This window comes from Roseospira navarrensis, assembly GCF_009601025.1.
GTDB lineage: Bacteria > Pseudomonadota > Alphaproteobacteria > Rhodospirillales > Rhodospirillaceae > Rhodospira > Rhodospira navarrensis.
Genome location: NZ_WIVE01000042.1, coordinates 21,061 through 37,001 on the forward strand (window position 1 = coordinate 21,061; position 15,941 = coordinate 37,001).

Here is a 15,941-nt window from a genome sequence, read left to right on the forward strand (position 1 = left end):
GTGGTGTCACGAGGAGCGGGGTCACGAGGAAGGGGGCTCGCCCGCCAGCATGCGCGCCAGTCCCTCGTCCAGGGTCAGCGGCGGGGTCCATCCCAGGTCCCGGCGGATGGGCGCGTCGTCGATCCGGAACGAGCCGAACAGGCGGTCGGCGACACCCCCCTTGCCCAGCACGCGCAGTCCCAGCGTCAACACGCCCGGCGGCACCGGCACCAGACGCGCGGGCCGGCCCTGCAGGCGGCGGATGCGGCGGATCAACTCGGCGGTGGAGACATCCTCGCCGTCGCGCACCAGATAGCTGCGGCCGGCCGCCGCCGGGGCGTCCAGGGCGACCGCGATGGCGTCCGCCAGGGTGTCCAGCGCGATCAGGCTGCGGGCGTTGCGCACCGCCCCGAAGGGCAGGGGCCACGGCGTGTCGCACAGCCGCGCCAGGGCGGCGGCATTGGCGCGCACGCCCGGGCCGTACACCAGCGGCGGGCGGAGGATGGTGACCGGCAGGCCGGTGCGAGACTCGACCCCGCGCAGGGCGGTTTCGGCCGTCGCCTTGGAGCGACCGTAGGCGTCCTCGGGCGTCAGCGGATCGTCCGCCGTATAGACCGTATCCGCGCCGCCCTCGCCGTGAACCTTGGCCGTGCTGACGAACACCATCCGGCGCAGGCCGCGCGCGGCGGCCGCCTCGGCGAGTCGTTCCGTGGCGGTCACGTTCACGCGGTGGAAGGCGTCGGCATCGGCCGGAGTCGGGCGCATCACGTGCACCCTGGCGGCCAGATGAACGACGGCGTCCACGCCCTCCAGGGCGTCGGGGGCGGCGGGGGCGTCCGCAAGGTCCCCGATCGGCCGGACCTCAACCCCGTCCGGCAACCCCTGGGGGTCGGGGCCGCGCGTCAGGGCCACCACGGGCCGGCCGGCGGTCAGCAGGCGTCGGCACAGGGCGCGGCCGATGAAGCCGGTCGCTCCGGTGACGGCGACAGCGCGGCGAGGGTCTCCCATGGGACGGGCTCCAGGACTGAGCGAGGCGGGCAGGCGGGCGGGGCCGGCACGACCGCTGACGTGTCTCGTCAGACGCCGTTGGTGCAACCGCCGGGCCGCGCATTCTGCGGACCCTGGAGGAGGGGCGTCAACGGCGTGCAGCAATTCTCAGGATGGAGGGAGAGCCCCGGTTGCGGCCGGTGCCGGCCTGTTCTCCGCCTCCCCCCTTCGGGGGGAGGTTGGGAGGGGGGCGCGTTCATGTCCGCGCGGCCCCCACTTGCCGCATCAACCCCACGGGCTTTTTCAACCCCACCCCAGCCCTCCCCTATCCAGGGGAGGGAGTTCGGGTCGCGCCTGGACCTCCCGGCAGGACCCTTCGGAGGCAGCGCGGCCACAAATGAGAACGGCTGAACGGCGTGCGACCGCCAGGGAAACGCCTACATTTTGACATGGATGCAGTTCAATTTTTGCATATTGCAGTTGTATGCACTTTAAAATAGCGTCTGGGGGCTGGTTCGGTGGTTCCGTTGGCGCAAGCACAACTTTTGGGGATGCGCCTCTGTGATCTCCCACATTGCGAAAGGCTGACAGTCCCCATGTCCGGTGCGCCGCCCTTCACCGATCCCAGCCGTGGACTGGCCGCCGCGCCCGTCCTGGAGGCGCTGTTCCATCAAAACGCGTGTCCGGTGGCGTTTGTCGGGGCCGATCTGGTCATGATCCGGGCCAACGAGACGTTCGCCGCGTTTCTCGGACGGCCCGCCGAGACCCTGGCCGGGCAGCGCGTGGATGCGCTCGGCCTGCCGGACAGCCTGCTGTGGATGATGGACGAGACGGTCGACGCCGGGCGTCCGGCCGACCTGGCCGACGTCCCCATCGGCGCGGCGGGCGGGGAGTCGCCGCGCAGCGCTGCCGTGTGCACCCTTCGGCTGGAGCCGGTGCGCGACGGTGAGGGGCGCTGTTGCGGCGTGCTCCTTCTGGGGACGGACGTGACGACTCGCCGCCGAACCGCCCGGGCGCTGGCCGAGAAGGAGGCGGAATACCGCCTGTTGGCGGAACAGCAGTCGGCCCTGATGGTCAAGATCGATGCCGAGGGCCGGTTCCTCTACGTCAACCCGGCCTACTGCGAGACCTTCGGGCGCACGTCGGACGAGCTGATCGGTCAGACCTTCATGCCGCTGGTGCACGAGGAGGACCGGGCCGCCACGGCCGCGGCCATGGCGCGGCTGGTCGATCCGCCCCACAGCGTCCACCTGGAGCAGCGCGCCTGGACCGTCCACGGCTGGCGCTGGCTGGCGTGGCAGGACACCGCTCTGGTGGACGAGGCCGGCCGGATTCAGGCCATCATCGGCGTGGCCCACGACATCACTGAGCAGCGCACGGCGCGGGCGCGCGAGCAGCAGAGCCTGGAGAACCTGCGGGCGTTCTTCACGCTGTCCCAGGACCTGTTGCTGGTGGTGGATGGGCGCGGACGGGTGCGGGAGATGAACGACGCCGTGACCGACCGTCTGGGGTGGCGGCGCGCCGACCTGCTCGGCCGGTCCGTGTTCCGCCTGCTGGCCCGCCGCAGCCGCGCCGACGGCCGTGCGCGCATCCGCGCCATTGCCTCGGGCCGGGCGCGCAGCGTGCAGTTCCTGCTGCGCCACCGGGAGGGCGCGCCGGTGCTGGTGGAAACCCGGGTGGTGGCCGGCACGTGGGACGATGCGCCCGCACTGTTCACCTCCAGCCGGGACCTGTCCGAGCTGTCCCTGCTGCGCGAAAAGTTCGAGCGGGTGTTCCTGGACAACGCCACCCTGATGGCGATCACCGATCCCCAGACGGGCCGGTTCCTGGATGTCAACAATGCGTTCCTGCGCCTGCTCGACATGGACCGCGCGGACGTCATCGGACGCACCACGGTCGAGCTGGGGTTCTTCCCGAACGCGGAAGGCCGCCTGGAAATTCTGCGCGACGCAGATGACCGCGCCCGCACCCATCCGATCGAGATGGGCGTCAAGCTGCCCGACGGGCGCAACATGATCTGCGAATGGACGACGGCGCTCATCACCAGCGGCGGCACGTCCTACCGCCTGACCATGCTCAACGACATCTCGCGCCAGCATGAGCTTCTGGTGGAACTGGAATACCAGGCCAACCACGATTCGCTGACCGGGGCCGTCAACCGCCAGCGGGGCGCGCGGCATCTGGATCATGAGGTGTTGCGCAGCCGGCGGCAGGGCGCGCCGCTGTCGGTCATCCTGGCGGATGTGGATCACTTCAAGGGGATCAACGACCGCCACGGGCACGGCGTCGGAGACCGGGTGCTGCAGGAGATCGTGCGCGTGCTCACCGATCGTCTGCGGGAGACCGACATCCTGGCCCGGTGGGGCGGCGAGGAGTTCGTGATTCTGCTGCCCGATACCGACCGGGACGGCGCGGTGCGCCTGGCGGAGGCGCTGCGGGCAGGGGTGGAGAGTGCGGCGTTCGCGACCGGCGATCGTGTGACCCTGAGCCTTGGCGCCGCCCTGCTGCAGGATGGGGAGACCGCCGAAAGCGTGATCGACCGGGCCGACCGGGCGCTGTACCAGGCCAAGCGGGGCGGCCGGAACCGCGTCGAGGTGGACGGCCAGCCGGTCCATGAGGCGTGTCCCGAGGGCCAGTCCTGAACCCGCGGCATGTGACGAGGACGGGCAGACGGGATGTTCGATCCGGAAGGGGGCGAAGGGGGCCTTGTCCTTCACGCGATGTCTTGTTTCGGGCTGATGTCGTTTGTAATGCCGGGCGGGAGTTGCACTCCCGCCCGGAGCGCTTTCATCCCCATCCATTGGGCGAAACGGTCCGGACGGGGCTGCAAGCCCCGTCCGGCATGAAGAAGGCCGTTCTTAGCGCTTGGGTCCGATGCCGGCGCCGCGACGAGCCGGTGAGCGCCCGTGTCTCGTATAATTGATATTGCGAATTATTCGCAAGTGACGTACCGTCGCGCGGGTCAGGGCTGGTGCGGCCCCGGTCTCGCGGCGCCTGTCTGTGCGCCAACCGGCCTGCCGCGCCGGTCCGGGTCGCGAAACCTTGACCACCTTCCGGCGGCCGGGCCCGTCTCCCCCGCCCGGTCGCCGGTTTTTTCAACCCGCGCCGAGGCCGCGCCCCAAGATCACAGAGATCCCCGCCATGTCCCGGACCGTGATTCCCTTTCCCGCCGGCCCTGTCGCGGCGGGGTCCCCTGGTGAAACCCTGCTGGAGGCCGCGCGCACGTGGCGGCGGTTCCCCGGCTGCCCCGCGCCGTTTCCCGATGGGGTGGTGCGCCAGCTCGGCGCCGCCGGCCTGCTGGGCGCGTTGATGCCGCTCGATGCGTTGATGGTGGTGCTGGCCGCGCGGGGTCCGGCGGCCCGGCCCCTGGCCCTGGGCTCGGTGGGCACCCCGGCCGACACCCAGGACGCCCGCCTGCTCGCCGGGGCGCTCGCCCAGGCGGTGCGGGACGGCGCCGCCGGCGACGAGGCCGTGGAGCGGCTCGCCCGTCGCCTGGACCTCGCCGGTCCGGCCCTGCTGGACAGGGCCCTGCGGCGACTGGGCCGGGCGGTCCGTCCGCGGGTCGCGCGGGGGGCCTGGCCCGAGGCCGGACGCGGCCTGCCGGTGGATGTGGTCGAGGACATCGGGACGGAGACGGCGCCGCCCCACGCCGCGGAGTGAGTCCGGGCTCCGAACCCGGATGACAGGGGTGTCATGGGTCGAGTCACCGCCCGAGATCCTTCGCCGCCGATGGCGGCTCAGGATGACGCATTTCAATTTTAGGGGGTGATCCTGAGGGAGCCCCCGCGACCATCGGTGCGATGGTCGCGCGCCTTTGCGGCGACGCGACGCGTCGCCGGGGGCGACCGAAGGATCTCGTGAGGTGGGGTCCCCTTCCACCGTGTCACGGAACGGCAATCCCAGTGCGGAGCCCTGGCGGAGTGAGTCCGGGGCTTGAACCTGCGCTTTTCATCAGGCACCATCTCGGGAACGAAATGAAGACCGGGAGGCGTGGGCCTGCGCGGCGGTCGCGTCCGGGGGAGAGCGAGGGGGAGGCCGAGCCATGCACCCGACCCGTAGGTCCGTCCTTGCCCGCAGTGGCGCCGCCGCCGTGGCGGCCCTGACCGGGTTCCCCGCCATCCTGCCCCGCGCCGCCCTCGGCAACACGACCTGGGGCGAGGTGCCGTCCGGCCTGATGCCGGCGGGCTTCACGCCCAGCCGAATCCTGGAGATCCACTGCTACGGCGCGCCGTCGATCTGGGAGAATTTCTGGGTGCGCGGGCCGTCGTCCAATCCCGACTGGCGCGGCTTCGACGCCGAGATGGCGGCCACGGACTGGCTCTGTCCCGCCACCGCATCGGAGCGCCCCACCTCGGAAGGCGTGGTCTCGTTCGGTCAGGACAGCCTGGGCAACGACATCTTCTGGGGACCGGCGACCCGGCCCCTTTGGGACTCCGGGATCATGGACCGCACCCGCATGGTGGTGCAGAAGCACGACTCGCCCGCGATTCCGATCCACGAGGCCGCCATTCCCTACGCCATCACCGGCTCGCGTCTGGGCACGCCGCGGCACGCCGGCATGGGCGCGGCCTTCCAGCATCGCGGCATGACGCTGGACCCGGGCCGGACCATCCCCCATGCCTATGTGCTCTCGCCCAACAACATCGCCCAGTTCGGCATGACGGACACGGCGGCGCTGGCCACCGGCACGCATCCCGGCGGATCACGACCGCTGATGGTCAAGATCGGCGGCGCCAGCGACCTGGAGGCGCGGCTCTCCCGCCCCGGCCTGTCGCCCGCGCGCGACGACCTGCTGGACGCCCTGCGCGGGCAGTACCGCGACCGCCTGCGCCGGCATGGCGCCATGGTGCCGCCGGTGCGCTCGGCCCAGTTCACCGCCTACGATGCCGCCGTGGAGTCGCTCTATAACGCGCCGGGGCTGGTGAGCCTGTTCTCGGGCGGGGTGCTGGACGTGGACACCATGCCCTATTGCCTGAAGCAGGCCGGCGACGCCGACCCCGCCGATGTGGCGAACCGCCCGGCCACGGCCATCGATCTGGCCCGCCGCCTGCTGACCGATCCGGGCAACCCCGCGCGGCACGTGCTGATCGCCGACGGCGGCGTGGAGAAGATCGCCGGCGGCAGCCAGCCACCCTATGACACCCACGCGAGCGTGGTCAGTTCGGCCTTCGAGCAGGTGCGGGCCACCAACGCCAACCTGTTCAACATGCTCTATCACCTGTCCCAGGCCATCGATCCCACCGGCACCGATCCGACGCGGATCAACCTGGATGACACCATGATCGTCATCAACGCCGAGTTCGGCCGCACGCCCCGGCGCACCAGTTACCAGGGCAACGACCGGGGCCGCGAGCACTGGCCGGCGGGCTATGTGGCGATCCTGATCGGCGGCCCGATCACGAGCCGCGCGATCGTCGGCGGCATGACCAGCAACCCGGGCGACAGCTCGGACGGCACGGCGCCCGACGGCGCCTGGTACAAGCCGACCGACATCCGGGGCACCCTGCTGATGGCCGGCGGCGTCTGGCCGTTCGAAAGCGAGCTGTTCGGCACGCTGGACTTCGGGCCGCAAGTGAACATCGGCAGCGAGACCGGCAACGCCCAGACCATCGCCACCGATATCCTCGGGCTTTGAGCCGCCGGACCCAGCCCGCCCGGCTGTCCGCCCTGCTTTTCCTGATCGGCGATGACCCGGACTCGTCCGTTTCATCGCCTCCGCCGCTTCGCGGCGCCGGCCCAGTCGGGCCGGTATTAGACCGCACGACACGGGGGCCACGATGTCGCAGATCGCTCCTTCGACCCACCGCCGTCCGGCTCTCCTGGCCGCGGTGTTCCTGCTGGGGCTGGCCCTCGGCCTCGGCCTGCCGACATCCTCGGCGCAGGCTCAGGCGGCGGCCTTCCCCGAGCCGATCCCCGACGACAACGGCGACTATGCCTTCGCGCGCGAGGTCGTGCCCCTGCTGCTGGGCCGCAAGCCGCGCGGTGCTCTGGAGGTCAAGCTGCTCGGCGACATCGCCGCGCTGGAAGGGCGCGCCGCGATGGTCAAGATGCTGACCCGCCGCGAGGAGTTCTATATCCACTGGTCGCGGCTGTTGCTCGACAACCTTCAGGTCCAGCGCGCCGGGCAGCGGCGGCAGGCCAGTGCGTGCTTCGCCGAGCCCATGCGGCGGACATCGGACGGCACACCCGTGTTCGACGGCGGATCGCTGGCCCGCTTCATCGCTGCGCAGGATCCGGCCACCGCCAGCGAGCCCGTGGGCGGCGACGGCTTCAACATGGCCGACGTGATCCTCTCCGCGTTGCAGGAAGACGACCTGTCGGTGGTCATGCGGGCCCATCTGTTCTCCATGGCGATGGCCCGAGGTCGGTTCACCTCGCCGGAACGGGCCCGCGCCACCGTGGGCACCACCTTCACCCACGTCTACCTGACCCGTTCCATCGGCTGCCTGGCCTGCCACAACGAGACCTTTTCCGTCACCGGCCCGGGCTCGGGCTGGGACCGGCTGTACGCGCCGCCCATCAACCTGTCGGGCGCCCTGTTCGGGGCGGCGAGCGGCGGCATGCCGACCAACACCTTCAACCTGTTCCGCTCCGATCAGGCGGAGACCGGCGGCACCGGGCTGCGCCCCTGGAACATCGACGCCAGTTGCGTGACCGACCAGCAGGCCAGCGACCGGGTGGGCTATCGCGCCCTGTCGCCCAACGGCGGGGCCGGGGTCGCCTTCGCCGGGCTATCGGGCGACGACCTCGGCGTGGTCGCGCTGGAGGACACGCTGCGCCAGGGCATCGAGAGCTACCGAACGGACGGCCTGCTGCTGACGCCCTCGGGCGGGGATGCCCCGCCCATGCCCGATGACGCGGCGGTGGCCTTCGCCTATCAGGTCGCCATGACCGTCGTGGACCATGTGTGGGAGGACCTGACCGGCGAGCGCCTGACCATCGCGCTGTACTTCCCGCGCAACGAGGCCCAGCGCGATGCCCTGTGGAACCTGACCGAAAACGTGTTTCTGGCCGACGACTGGTCCCTGAGCAGCCTGCTCGCCACCGTGCTGACCAGCGGCTACACCAACCGGCGCGCGCCCGACAACACGGTGAACGACACCTATGTGCTGCCCATGATCCTGGATCCGTGGGTGGCCAAGGACCCGCGCCTGCCCGATTCGGCCTTCGACGATCCCAATGACCCGCGCCTGTTCCACAACGGGCAGGGCGAGGTGATCCACCGGCACGCGCCGCTGACCCTGCTCACCATGGTGTCGCGGGCGCTGGACTGGCCGGATCCGAACCCGTACGGCGGCTCCGGGTATCCCTCGTCGTCGTTCATGCGGGATATCGGCCAGTTCTGGTCCCAGGATCGCACCGGCACACGGGGTGTCGATTTCCAGTCCCTGCTGGCGTGGGAGGCCACCCTCGGCACCTGCGAGAAACCGCCCGGGGTCTCCACCGACTGGATCGACCGCCTGATGGACGCCATCGCGGTCTATGACGCCGAGAACCCCTATCGGCCGTTGATCCTGGAAGACGTCATCCTGACCCTGAAGGACTGGGTGATCCAGCAAGGGTGGATCGAGGACACGGCCGCGCAGGACACGGGACTGGCGGAGATCGCGGCCCTGAGCGCCGTGTTCAGCGCGGACACCAGCCTGACCGTGCCGATGACCGCGCCCACCACCCTGTTCACGCCCGCCGACCTGGAGGGCAAGCTGCGCGAGGTCTGCGGCGCATTGCTGCAGTCGCCGCAGTTCATGCTGACCGGCATTTCCGCGGCCCGCCCGCTGGAGATTCCGCGCCTGCGGGTCTGCAACGAGCCCGACGATTGCTCGTACCAGGAGATGTGCGAGAGCTACGCCGACACCCTCGCCGACGCCAGCCGCTACATCGACTGCCTGGAGGACGACGTCGTGCCCGGCAGCGGCCCGGGTGTGGCGGACCGGGGCGATCCGTGCCGCGTGACGGTGTCCGTCGGGGGCCATCAAGTGCTTCGGGTGCTGAACATCTGCGAGTTTGTGCCGAATCCGCTCATCGAGTGCCTGCGGGGCGACCTGCCGGGGCTGGGCGGCGGCGGCGTGCCGGGTCCGATCCGCCTGGGCAACGACTGCCGGCCGGACATTCCCCGCTGCGATCCGCGCTGTTCCATCGGGGCGCAGGCGGGCGGCGGTCTGCCCGGGTTGGAGGGCGGCCCCAGGGATGGCCCCGGGGGCCTGCTGGGCGGCGGCGAACTGGGCCTGCCCTGCTGCGGCGGCGGGGGCATGCGGCCCTTCGACCGCCTGGATCCGGAGACCCTGCTCGGCTGGCTGGAGGGCGCCGAGATCCTGACCGCGCGCGGGGCCGGCATCCTGCCGCGCGGCAAGGACGTGGTGCTGCCGCTGGAGCCCGGCACGCGCCTGTCCTTCGGCGATATCCTCGTGCTGCCGCCCGAGGCCACCGTGGAGGCGCGGGGTCCGGCGGGCCGGGTCGTGCTGGGCGGGGCCGGTGGTGGCCCCGAGGGGATGCGGCCGGGCCTGCGGCCCAAGGACCTGTCGCTGCTGGACGCCGTCCGGCGTGGCGACGGTCCGGCGGTCACGGCCCTCCTGAAGGACGGCGCCAACCCCCTGAGCGTGGACCGCGAGGGCCGCACGGCCCTGACCATCGCCGCCGAGCGCCGCGACACCCGCATCCTGCGCGAGTTGCTGCAGCGCGGAACGTCGATCGGCCGGCCGGATGCCCGGGGGCTGACCGCGTTCGAGGCGGCGCGCCTCGCCCGCAATCCCGAGGCCGCCCGCCTGCTGGAGCGCCGCGGCGCGATCGCGGAGCGGTTCGAGCGGGAGCGCCCCGGCAAGGGTGTGCCGCCGACCCTGCTGATGGTCACCGGCCCGTCCGCCGTCAAGGCGCCGCCGGTGCGCGACCGACGCCTGATGACCACGGGGCAGGCGCGCCTGCGGCTGGCCGAGGGCGCCTATCGGGTCAAGCCGCCCTCGCTCGACGCCCGCATGGGTCTGCTGAAGGAATACGGCTGGATGGGCCCGAGCCTGACGGGCGAGCAGGCGGAGCGCCTGAACCAGACCCTGCAGCGCCTGGGGCCCAGCGACGGGGTGTATTGAGGCCGACTCGGGCGTCGGCCTCGCCGGCGGCGTTCACCCCCGGCACACCAGAAACCCGGCCGCTTCGAACGACGGCCGGGTTTTCTGCACAGGCAAAGAAGACGGACGGTCGCGGATCAGGCCGCGGCCTTGGCCCACAGGGCGTCGAACGGCAGCGGCTCGTACAGGCGGCCCAGGGCGTCGGCCAGCACGTCGCGGCGCACCCCGAGGACCATCGCCCAGCGGCCCATTTCGTGCGCGGGCAGGCGGATGTGTCCGGCTTCCACGTCGGCGACGAAGGCTTCGGTCACGCTCAGCAGTTGCTCGGCCAGTTCGGTCCGGGTGATCTCGCGCCCCTGGCGGAGCTGGCGGAGATAGGTCCCCCCGGCACGCAGGTTCGCCCGCGCCTCCGGGGTCAACAAAACGCCCTCAACGGTCATGCCCACGGTATCATCCTCCTCGGCGTCTCTCGCAAGTGTGCGGCGGGCCCGGCACGGCCTCGGCGGATGAGGCCGCGTGCGGGGCGCGCCCCGCCCAGGGTCCGGCATCAACGGGCCGGCCGCGGGCGAACGCATGAACAGGCCGGACACGCACGCGCGCCGGCCGAATACTGAACCCCGACAGTCAACATGGCGAACCGTGGGGATGATCATCTGTAACGTGGAACCGAAGCCTAACGGACGGGCGGGCCGGATGTCACCGAACTGTCATGCATAGCTGACATGCAGCCGAAACATCCTGGGCCCGGAGCCATCCGGGTCCGGAGACGGTCCGCCGGTCCCCAAAACGACCGGCCGACGTCAAAAATCTGACAGAAATTTGACAAGCCCGCAATTCTTTTGCGGATGCGAAAAAGGGTCTATGCCGTTCGGCGGAGACGCTGTGCGAACCACCATGGGCGGACACGTGACCGGATCTGTCATTGCTGCGCGGCACGATATCCGGGTCGTTGTTGATCCGGAGATGTCCGATGCCCCCGCTTTCCGTCTCCCGCCGCCGCCTTTTCGAAGGCGCGGCCTCTTTCGGTCTTGGCGCCGTCGTGCCGGCGCCCGCCGTGGCCTCGATCGTCCCCGGCGCCCCGCCCCGCTGGTTGCCCCTGATCGAAACCCACGTGGCCGGCACCGCCTATTACGAGGCGGCCCGGGTCCGGGACAGCCTGCATCCGGGGGACGCCCTGGTGCTGAAGCGCGAGCCGTCCAACCCGCACGATGCCCGCGCCATCGAGGTCTTCACGGCCCAGGGTGTGAAGCTCGGCTACGTACCCCGGGTCCGCAACCCGCCGTTCGCGGCCCTGATGGACGACGGCCAGGCGCTGCGGGCCACGGTGGCGGCCGTGCATCCGCCGGGCTGGAACGCGATCCGGTTCACCATCGCGCTGCGGGTGCCAGCGGGGTGAGGGGTGGGCGCGTCGCATTAAGGTCCCTGGAACGTCCGGTCGTGGGTCAGGGCGGGGATGCGGCGGCGCGCCTCGGCCACCTGGGCGGGGTCGATGGTGACGTGCAGGATCTCGAAATCCGCCTCGCCCGCGTCGGCCAGCACCTGCCCCCAGGGATCGACCACCAGCGCATGGCCATAGGTGCGCCGGTCGTGGGGATGCACGCCGCACTGCGCCGAGGCCAGGACATAACTTCCGGTCTCGATGGCGCGGGCGCGCAACAGCACGTGCCAGTGCGCCTCGCCCGTCGGCACGGTGAACGCGGCCGGCACCGAGAGCACCTCGGCCCCCGCCTGAGCCAGGGCGCGGTGCAGGTACGGGAACCGCACATCGTAGCACACGGTCAGGCCGAGCCGGGTCCACGGCAGATCGGCCACCACGGCGCGGTCGCCGGGCTGGAAGGTGTCCGACTCGCGATAGCTTTCCGACTCGCTCAGGTCCACGTCGAACATGTGGATCTTGTCGTAACGGGCGGCCACCGACCCGTCCGGGGCGATCAGGAAGGCCCGGTTGGCGGCCCGGCCGTCGTCCATCAGGATGCCCAGCGTGCCGGCGTTGATCCAGGCGCCCGTTTCCCGCGCCACGTCGCGGAAGGCGGCCAGCGCCGGGTGGTCCGGCTCCCGCCGGGCCTGACGCAACACGTTGTCGCGGCCGAGCTCCATCATGGCCACGTTCTCGGGCAGCATGACGATCTCGGCCCCGCCGGCGCGCGCGCGGCGGACGGCATCCAGGGCGCGCCAGATGTTGTGGTCCATGTCGTTGCCGGCGTTGACCTGCACCACGGCGGCGCGGAACGGGCGGCGGTCGGCGAACTGCCCCGGGGCGGCCATCATGAGGCCTGCGCGCGCAGCATGGGATCCAGGCCGCCCTGGCCGTCCAGCGCATACAACTCGTCGCAGCCGCCGATGTGCCGGCCGTCGATGAAGATTTGCGGCACGGTGCGGGCGCCGCCGGCGCGATCGACCATTTCGGCGCGCTTGCCCGGGTTCAGCATCACGTTGTGCTCGGTATAGGCCGCCCCCTTGCGCTGCAGAAGCTGCTTGGCGCGGTGGCAGAACGGGCAGATGGGGGTGGTGTACAGTTCCACGTGGGCCATGGCGGTCTCTCGTCGGTCAGAGGACGGAACGGTGTGCTCCGCATGTTGGCGGTCGGGGCCGACGGGTCAAGCGATCGGGCGGACGCAACCGGATCGGCGGATTTCATTCCCGGCCCGACTAGGGTACCATGCCACCGTCGCAGAAGCGCGCAGTCCGCAGCAGGGAGGCCCTCGGTCGTGAAACTGCCTGGCATATCCAAGGGGCGCCGGACGGGTCGGTCCAGGGACCCGCTGGGCGATCCGTTCGCGGTGCCATCGGGGGGCGTTGATCCGCTGGACGACGACGACGCACCGCCCCCGGGCTACGACCCCGATCTGGCCATTCCGCGCACCCCGCCGCCGACCCGCCCCGACGTGGACCTGGACATCGACGACGCCCTGGGCGGACCCGACCACGGCGCGGGCAAGGCCCCGAGCGCGATCGCCCGTCTGTTCGGCGCGGGCCGCGGGGCCCGGGGGGGCAGCGGCGACGACCCGTTGTCCGGCCTCACCGACATCGACGGCGCCCCGCTGCGCGCCCGCGCGGGCGGCCGCCGGGGCCTGATCGCGGCGGCGGTGGCGCTCGCCGTGGCGGGCGGCGGGTACGGCCTGTACGCGGCCGGCGTGTTCGGCGGCGGCGCATCCGCGCCGGAGTCGGTCCCCATGGCCGCGACCGATGCGCCGGACGAGAGCGGGGCGATCTATGTCGAGCCCGGCCGGGTGCTGATGACTCTGCCGCCCCTGACCGAACCCGCGCCCGTGATGGCCGACGCCACCGCCGCCACCGACCGTTCGGCCGCGCGCCGCCCCTGGCTCAACGGGGGCAGCCAGGCCGAGGGGCAGGCTCCGGGGCAGGTTCAGGACCAGCCGGCCGGACAGAGCGCGCCGGCTCCGGACGAGGCCGCTCAGGCGCAGGCCGACACCGCGCCGGACGCGGCGCCCGCAACCCCGGCGGCCGCCGAGGCCGCGCCGGATCCCGGCCCCGAGACGCAGACGGCGGACGCCGGCCCGGCGGTGCCGACCATGGATCTGTCGGAGCCTCCCGCCGCAACCATGGACCCGTCGCCCGCCGACCCGTCGCCCACCGACCCATCGCCCGCCGACCCGATGTCCGACACCATGGCCGACGAGGACGGCACCGGGGAAACCCCCGCGCGGGAGGGGGTCCGCGCCCGCGTCGATCTGGCCGCGCCGGACCTCGACCTGCCGGACGTCCCGGGCGTGCTGCCCGTGCCGGACGGCGTGCGCTCGCCCGCCGAGCCGGACACGCCCAACCGCCTGAACGGCGCGCCGCCGGTGCCGTCCTACGCCCTGATCCCCGTGGCGGCGGGGACCAAGGGCAATCCGCTGCGCCCGGCCCCGGTGCCCGCGCTGCAGACCAGCGGGCCCTACGGCATGATGCCCCGCATCGGCGAGGACGGCACGCTGCCCTGGCAGGTCTACGCCGCGCCCGACCCCGCGCCGGGCGACCGCCCGGCGGTGGCGATCGTGGTCAAGGGCCTGGGCATGATGGCCGACGCGCTGGAGGCCGCCGCCACCAAGCTGCCGCCCGAGGTCACGCTGTCGTTCTCGCCCTACACGCCGGAGCTGAGCGACCGCATGGTGATCGCCCGCCGGTCCGGTCACGAAACCATGATCGACCTGCCCATGGAGCGGGAGTCGTTCCCCGCCAACGACCCTGGGCCGCTCGGCCTGCTGACCATGCTGCCGCCGCCGGAGACCCTGGACCGCATGCAGCAACTGATGGCCCAGGCCAACGGCTATGTCGGCGTGCTGGCGGACGGCGATGGCCGGTTTGCGGCCTCGCCCGAGAACATGGAGGTGGTGCTCAAGGCTCTGCGCCAGTCCGGGCTGCTGTACGTCCATCAGGGCTCCACCCGGTCGCTGGCCGCCAATCTGCGGTCCCTGCCGGCGCTGACCGCCGTGGATGTGGTGGTGGACCGGCGCGGCTTCGCCGAAAGCATCGAGGCCCGGCTGGACTACCTCACCCGGCTCGCCCAGGCGCGCGGCACGGCGGTGGGCGTGATGCGGGCCTCGCCGCTGGGGTTCACCAAGCTGCGGGAGTGGATCGAAACCCTGGAGGCGGCGGGCGTGGCCCTGGTGCCCGTCTCGGCCGTGGTGCGCCGCTCCGGCGGCGCGGCGGCGCCCGAGGGCCCGGCGACCCCGCCCCCGACCCGCGAGTCCAGCGCCGAACACGGAGCGGCCGACCATGGCTGACGGAGCCCCGAACACGGAGGGCCGCTACCGGCGCGGCGTCGGCGTCATGCTGGTGAATGCCGACGGGCTGGTCTTCGTCGCCCAGCGCATCGACTTCAAAAGCGACGCCTGGCAGATGCCCCAGGGGGGCATCGACAAGGGCGAGGACCCGCTGGCGACCGCCCGCCGCGAGCTGGAAGAAGAGACCGGCATTCCGCCCCACCTGACCGAGGTCCTCGCCGAGACGGACGGCTGGCTGCGCTACGACCTGCCGGAGGATCTGCGCGCCAAGCTGTGGCGCGGGCGCTTCCGGGGCCAGGAGCAGAAGTGGTACCTCATGCGCTTCCTGGGCCGGGATGAGGACGTCAACCTGGAGACGGAGCACCCCGAGTTCTCCGCCTGGCAGTGGGTGCCGCCGGCGCGCACGATGGACCTGATCGTGCCCTTCAAGCGCACCCTGTACGGTCTGGTCCTGGAGGCGTTCGGCCCGACTCTCGCCCGCCTGCGCGCGGATGCCGACGCCTGACGGCGCGCGTCCCCTTGTGATCGGTGTCGGCCAGCCGGACCGGGGCGACGACGCGCTGGGGCTTGCGGCGCTGGCGCGGCTGGAGGGCGAGGCCTGGGGCGGCGTGGACCGGGTGGCCCACCACGGCGAGGGCCTGGGCCTGATCGCGCTGTGGGAGGACCGGGCGCGCGTCGTGCTGCTGGACGCCATGGACGCGGGCAAACCGCCCGGCGCCCTGTTGCGTTTTACCCCTGACAGCGGCCCCCTGATGGCCCGGGCGTTCCGCACGTCGTCCCATGCCTTCGGCGTGGCGGAGGCGGTGGAGACGGCCCGCGTGCTCGGCCGCCTGCCGGCCTCGCTTGTGCTGCTGGGGGTGCAGGGCGCGGCCTGGGACCTGGGCGCGCCGCTGTCCGCCCCGGTGGCGAATGCTCTGCCGGGGCTGATTGACGAGGTAAAGCGGGCTTTGGCGCTGTAGCCGAACGCCCTACGTGAAAAAAAGTATTAAATGTCAGCGTTCTGTTGCAGCAGAGTATATAAAATGCTCCAAAAGGCTTATCCCTTTGCTTCCGGCGCGATCAACATATCGTAGGTGATGGGTCCTTTGGTGGTGACGGTGCCCAGTAGGGATCGAAAGGCTGCGTGCCGGGTGCGGCGGCGGTTGAAGCGGAAGACGAACTCATCGAGGTAGGCTTGCAGATGCTTGCG

General features: G+C 71.7%; 12 protein-coding genes and 1 pseudogene. 8 read left to right on the plus strand and 5 right to left on the minus strand.

What is annotated here, in order from left to right; genetic code table 11:
* Positions 1-21: 21 nt before the first annotated feature.
* Entirely contained in the window at positions 22-987 is a 966-nt protein-coding gene (locus GHC57_RS12975; protein WP_153344905.1) for an NAD-dependent epimerase/dehydratase family protein, read from the minus strand.
* Positions 988-1,562: 575 nt separating this feature from the next.
* On the opposite strand from GHC57_RS12975, the gene GHC57_RS12980 reads away from it, so the two are divergent.
* The 4 genes from GHC57_RS12980 (at position 1,563) to GHC57_RS12995 (ending at position 10,046) form a co-directional block, all read left to right on the plus strand.
* Positions 1,563-3,608: a sensor domain-containing diguanylate cyclase gene (locus GHC57_RS12980; RefSeq protein WP_170294870.1), complete on the plus strand. Its 2,046-nt coding sequence runs from the start codon at positions 1,563-1,565 to the stop codon at positions 3,606-3,608.
* Between the two features lie 499 nt (positions 3,609-4,107).
* Positions 4,108-4,626: a hypothetical protein gene (locus GHC57_RS12985; protein WP_153344909.1), complete on the plus strand. Its 519-nt coding sequence runs from the start codon at positions 4,108-4,110 to the stop codon at positions 4,624-4,626.
* A gap of 382 nt (positions 4,627-5,008) precedes the next feature.
* On the plus strand, positions 5,009-6,601 hold the full coding sequence (locus tag GHC57_RS12990; protein ID WP_153344911.1) for a DUF1501 domain-containing protein: 1,593 nt from the start codon (positions 5,009-5,011) through the stop codon (positions 6,599-6,601).
* 142 nt (positions 6,602-6,743) lie between these two features.
* Entirely contained in the window at positions 6,744-10,046 is a 3,303-nt protein-coding gene (locus GHC57_RS12995) for an ankyrin repeat domain-containing protein (protein ID WP_153344913.1), read from the plus strand.
* A 116-nt stretch (positions 10,047-10,162) separates the two neighbouring features.
* Here the strand turns inward: GHC57_RS12995 and GHC57_RS13000 are convergent, their stop codons facing one another.
* Positions 10,163-10,471: a helix-turn-helix domain-containing protein gene (locus GHC57_RS13000; protein ID WP_153344915.1), complete on the minus strand. Its 309-nt coding sequence runs from the start codon at positions 10,469-10,471 to the stop codon at positions 10,163-10,165.
* 524 nt (positions 10,472-10,995) lie between these two features.
* Between GHC57_RS13000 and GHC57_RS13005 the strand changes: the two genes are divergently transcribed.
* Entirely contained in the window at positions 10,996-11,421 is a 426-nt protein-coding gene (locus GHC57_RS13005) for an HIRAN domain-containing protein (protein ID WP_153344917.1), read from the plus strand.
* A 17-nt stretch (positions 11,422-11,438) separates the two neighbouring features.
* Here GHC57_RS13005 and GHC57_RS13010 read toward each other — a convergent pair whose 3' ends face one another.
* A complete protein-coding gene (locus GHC57_RS13010; protein ID WP_170294871.1) occupies positions 11,439-12,293 on the minus strand; it encodes a carbon-nitrogen hydrolase family protein in 855 nt (284 codons plus the stop codon).
* Positions 12,290-12,556 carry a glutaredoxin 3 gene (gene grxC / locus GHC57_RS13015; RefSeq protein WP_153344919.1) on the minus strand — a complete coding sequence of 89 codons (267 nt, stop codon included), beginning with the start codon at positions 12,554-12,556 and terminating at the stop codon, positions 12,290-12,292. Before grxC ends, GHC57_RS13010 begins: the two co-directional genes overlap by 4 nt.
* A gap of 177 nt (positions 12,557-12,733) precedes the next feature.
* Here grxC and GHC57_RS13020 point away from each other — a divergent pair, with 177 nt between their 5' ends.
* From GHC57_RS13020 to GHC57_RS13030, 3 genes are read left to right on the plus strand one after another with little or no spacing between them, the layout of a single operon-like run.
* Positions 12,734-14,752, plus strand: coding sequence for a divergent polysaccharide deacetylase family protein (locus GHC57_RS13020; protein ID WP_153344921.1), 2,019 nt, complete (start codon positions 12,734-12,736; stop codon positions 14,750-14,752).
* Positions 14,745-15,257 carry an RNA pyrophosphohydrolase gene (locus tag GHC57_RS13025; protein ID WP_153344923.1) on the plus strand — a complete coding sequence of 171 codons (513 nt, stop codon included), beginning with the start codon at positions 14,745-14,747 and terminating at the stop codon, positions 15,255-15,257. The genes GHC57_RS13020 and GHC57_RS13025 overlap by 8 nt, the downstream gene beginning before the upstream one ends.
* Positions 15,244-15,711, plus strand: a complete 468-nt coding sequence (locus tag GHC57_RS13030; RefSeq protein WP_153344925.1) for a hydrogenase maturation protease — start codon at positions 15,244-15,246, stop codon at positions 15,709-15,711. Before GHC57_RS13025 ends, GHC57_RS13030 begins: the two co-directional genes overlap by 14 nt.
* 77 nt (positions 15,712-15,788) lie before the next feature.
* On the opposite strand, the pseudogene GHC57_RS13035 reads toward GHC57_RS13030, so the two are convergent.
* Positions 15,789-15,941, minus strand: a pseudogene (locus GHC57_RS13035) (IS1595 family transposase); the annotation flags it as partial.

Coding starts and splice junctions, on each gene's coding strand:
- grxC (WP_153344919.1), bottom strand. CDS start 12,556: ATGGCCCACGTGGAACTGTACACCACCCCCATCTGCCCGTTCTGCCAC.
- GHC57_RS12980 (WP_170294870.1), top strand. CDS start 1,563: ATGTCCGGTGCGCCGCCCTTCACCGATCCCAGCCGTGGACTGGCCGCC.
- GHC57_RS13025 (WP_153344923.1), top strand. CDS start 14,745: ATGGCTGACGGAGCCCCGAACACGGAGGGCCGCTACCGGCGCGGCGTC.
- GHC57_RS12985 (WP_153344909.1), top strand. CDS start 4,108: ATGTCCCGGACCGTGATTCCCTTTCCCGCCGGCCCTGTCGCGGCGGGG.
- GHC57_RS12995 (WP_153344913.1), top strand. CDS start 6,744: ATGTCGCAGATCGCTCCTTCGACCCACCGCCGTCCGGCTCTCCTGGCC.
- GHC57_RS13030 (WP_153344925.1), top strand. CDS start 15,244: ATGCCGACGCCTGACGGCGCGCGTCCCCTTGTGATCGGTGTCGGCCAG.
- GHC57_RS13010 (WP_170294871.1), bottom strand. CDS start 12,293: ATGATGGCCGCCCCGGGGCAGTTCGCCGACCGCCGCCCGTTCCGCGCC.
- GHC57_RS13005 (WP_153344917.1), top strand. CDS start 10,996: ATGCCCCCGCTTTCCGTCTCCCGCCGCCGCCTTTTCGAAGGCGCGGCC.
- GHC57_RS12990 (WP_153344911.1), top strand. CDS start 5,009: ATGCACCCGACCCGTAGGTCCGTCCTTGCCCGCAGTGGCGCCGCCGCC.
- GHC57_RS12975 (WP_153344905.1), bottom strand. CDS start 987: ATGGGAGACCCTCGCCGCGCTGTCGCCGTCACCGGAGCGACCGGCTTC.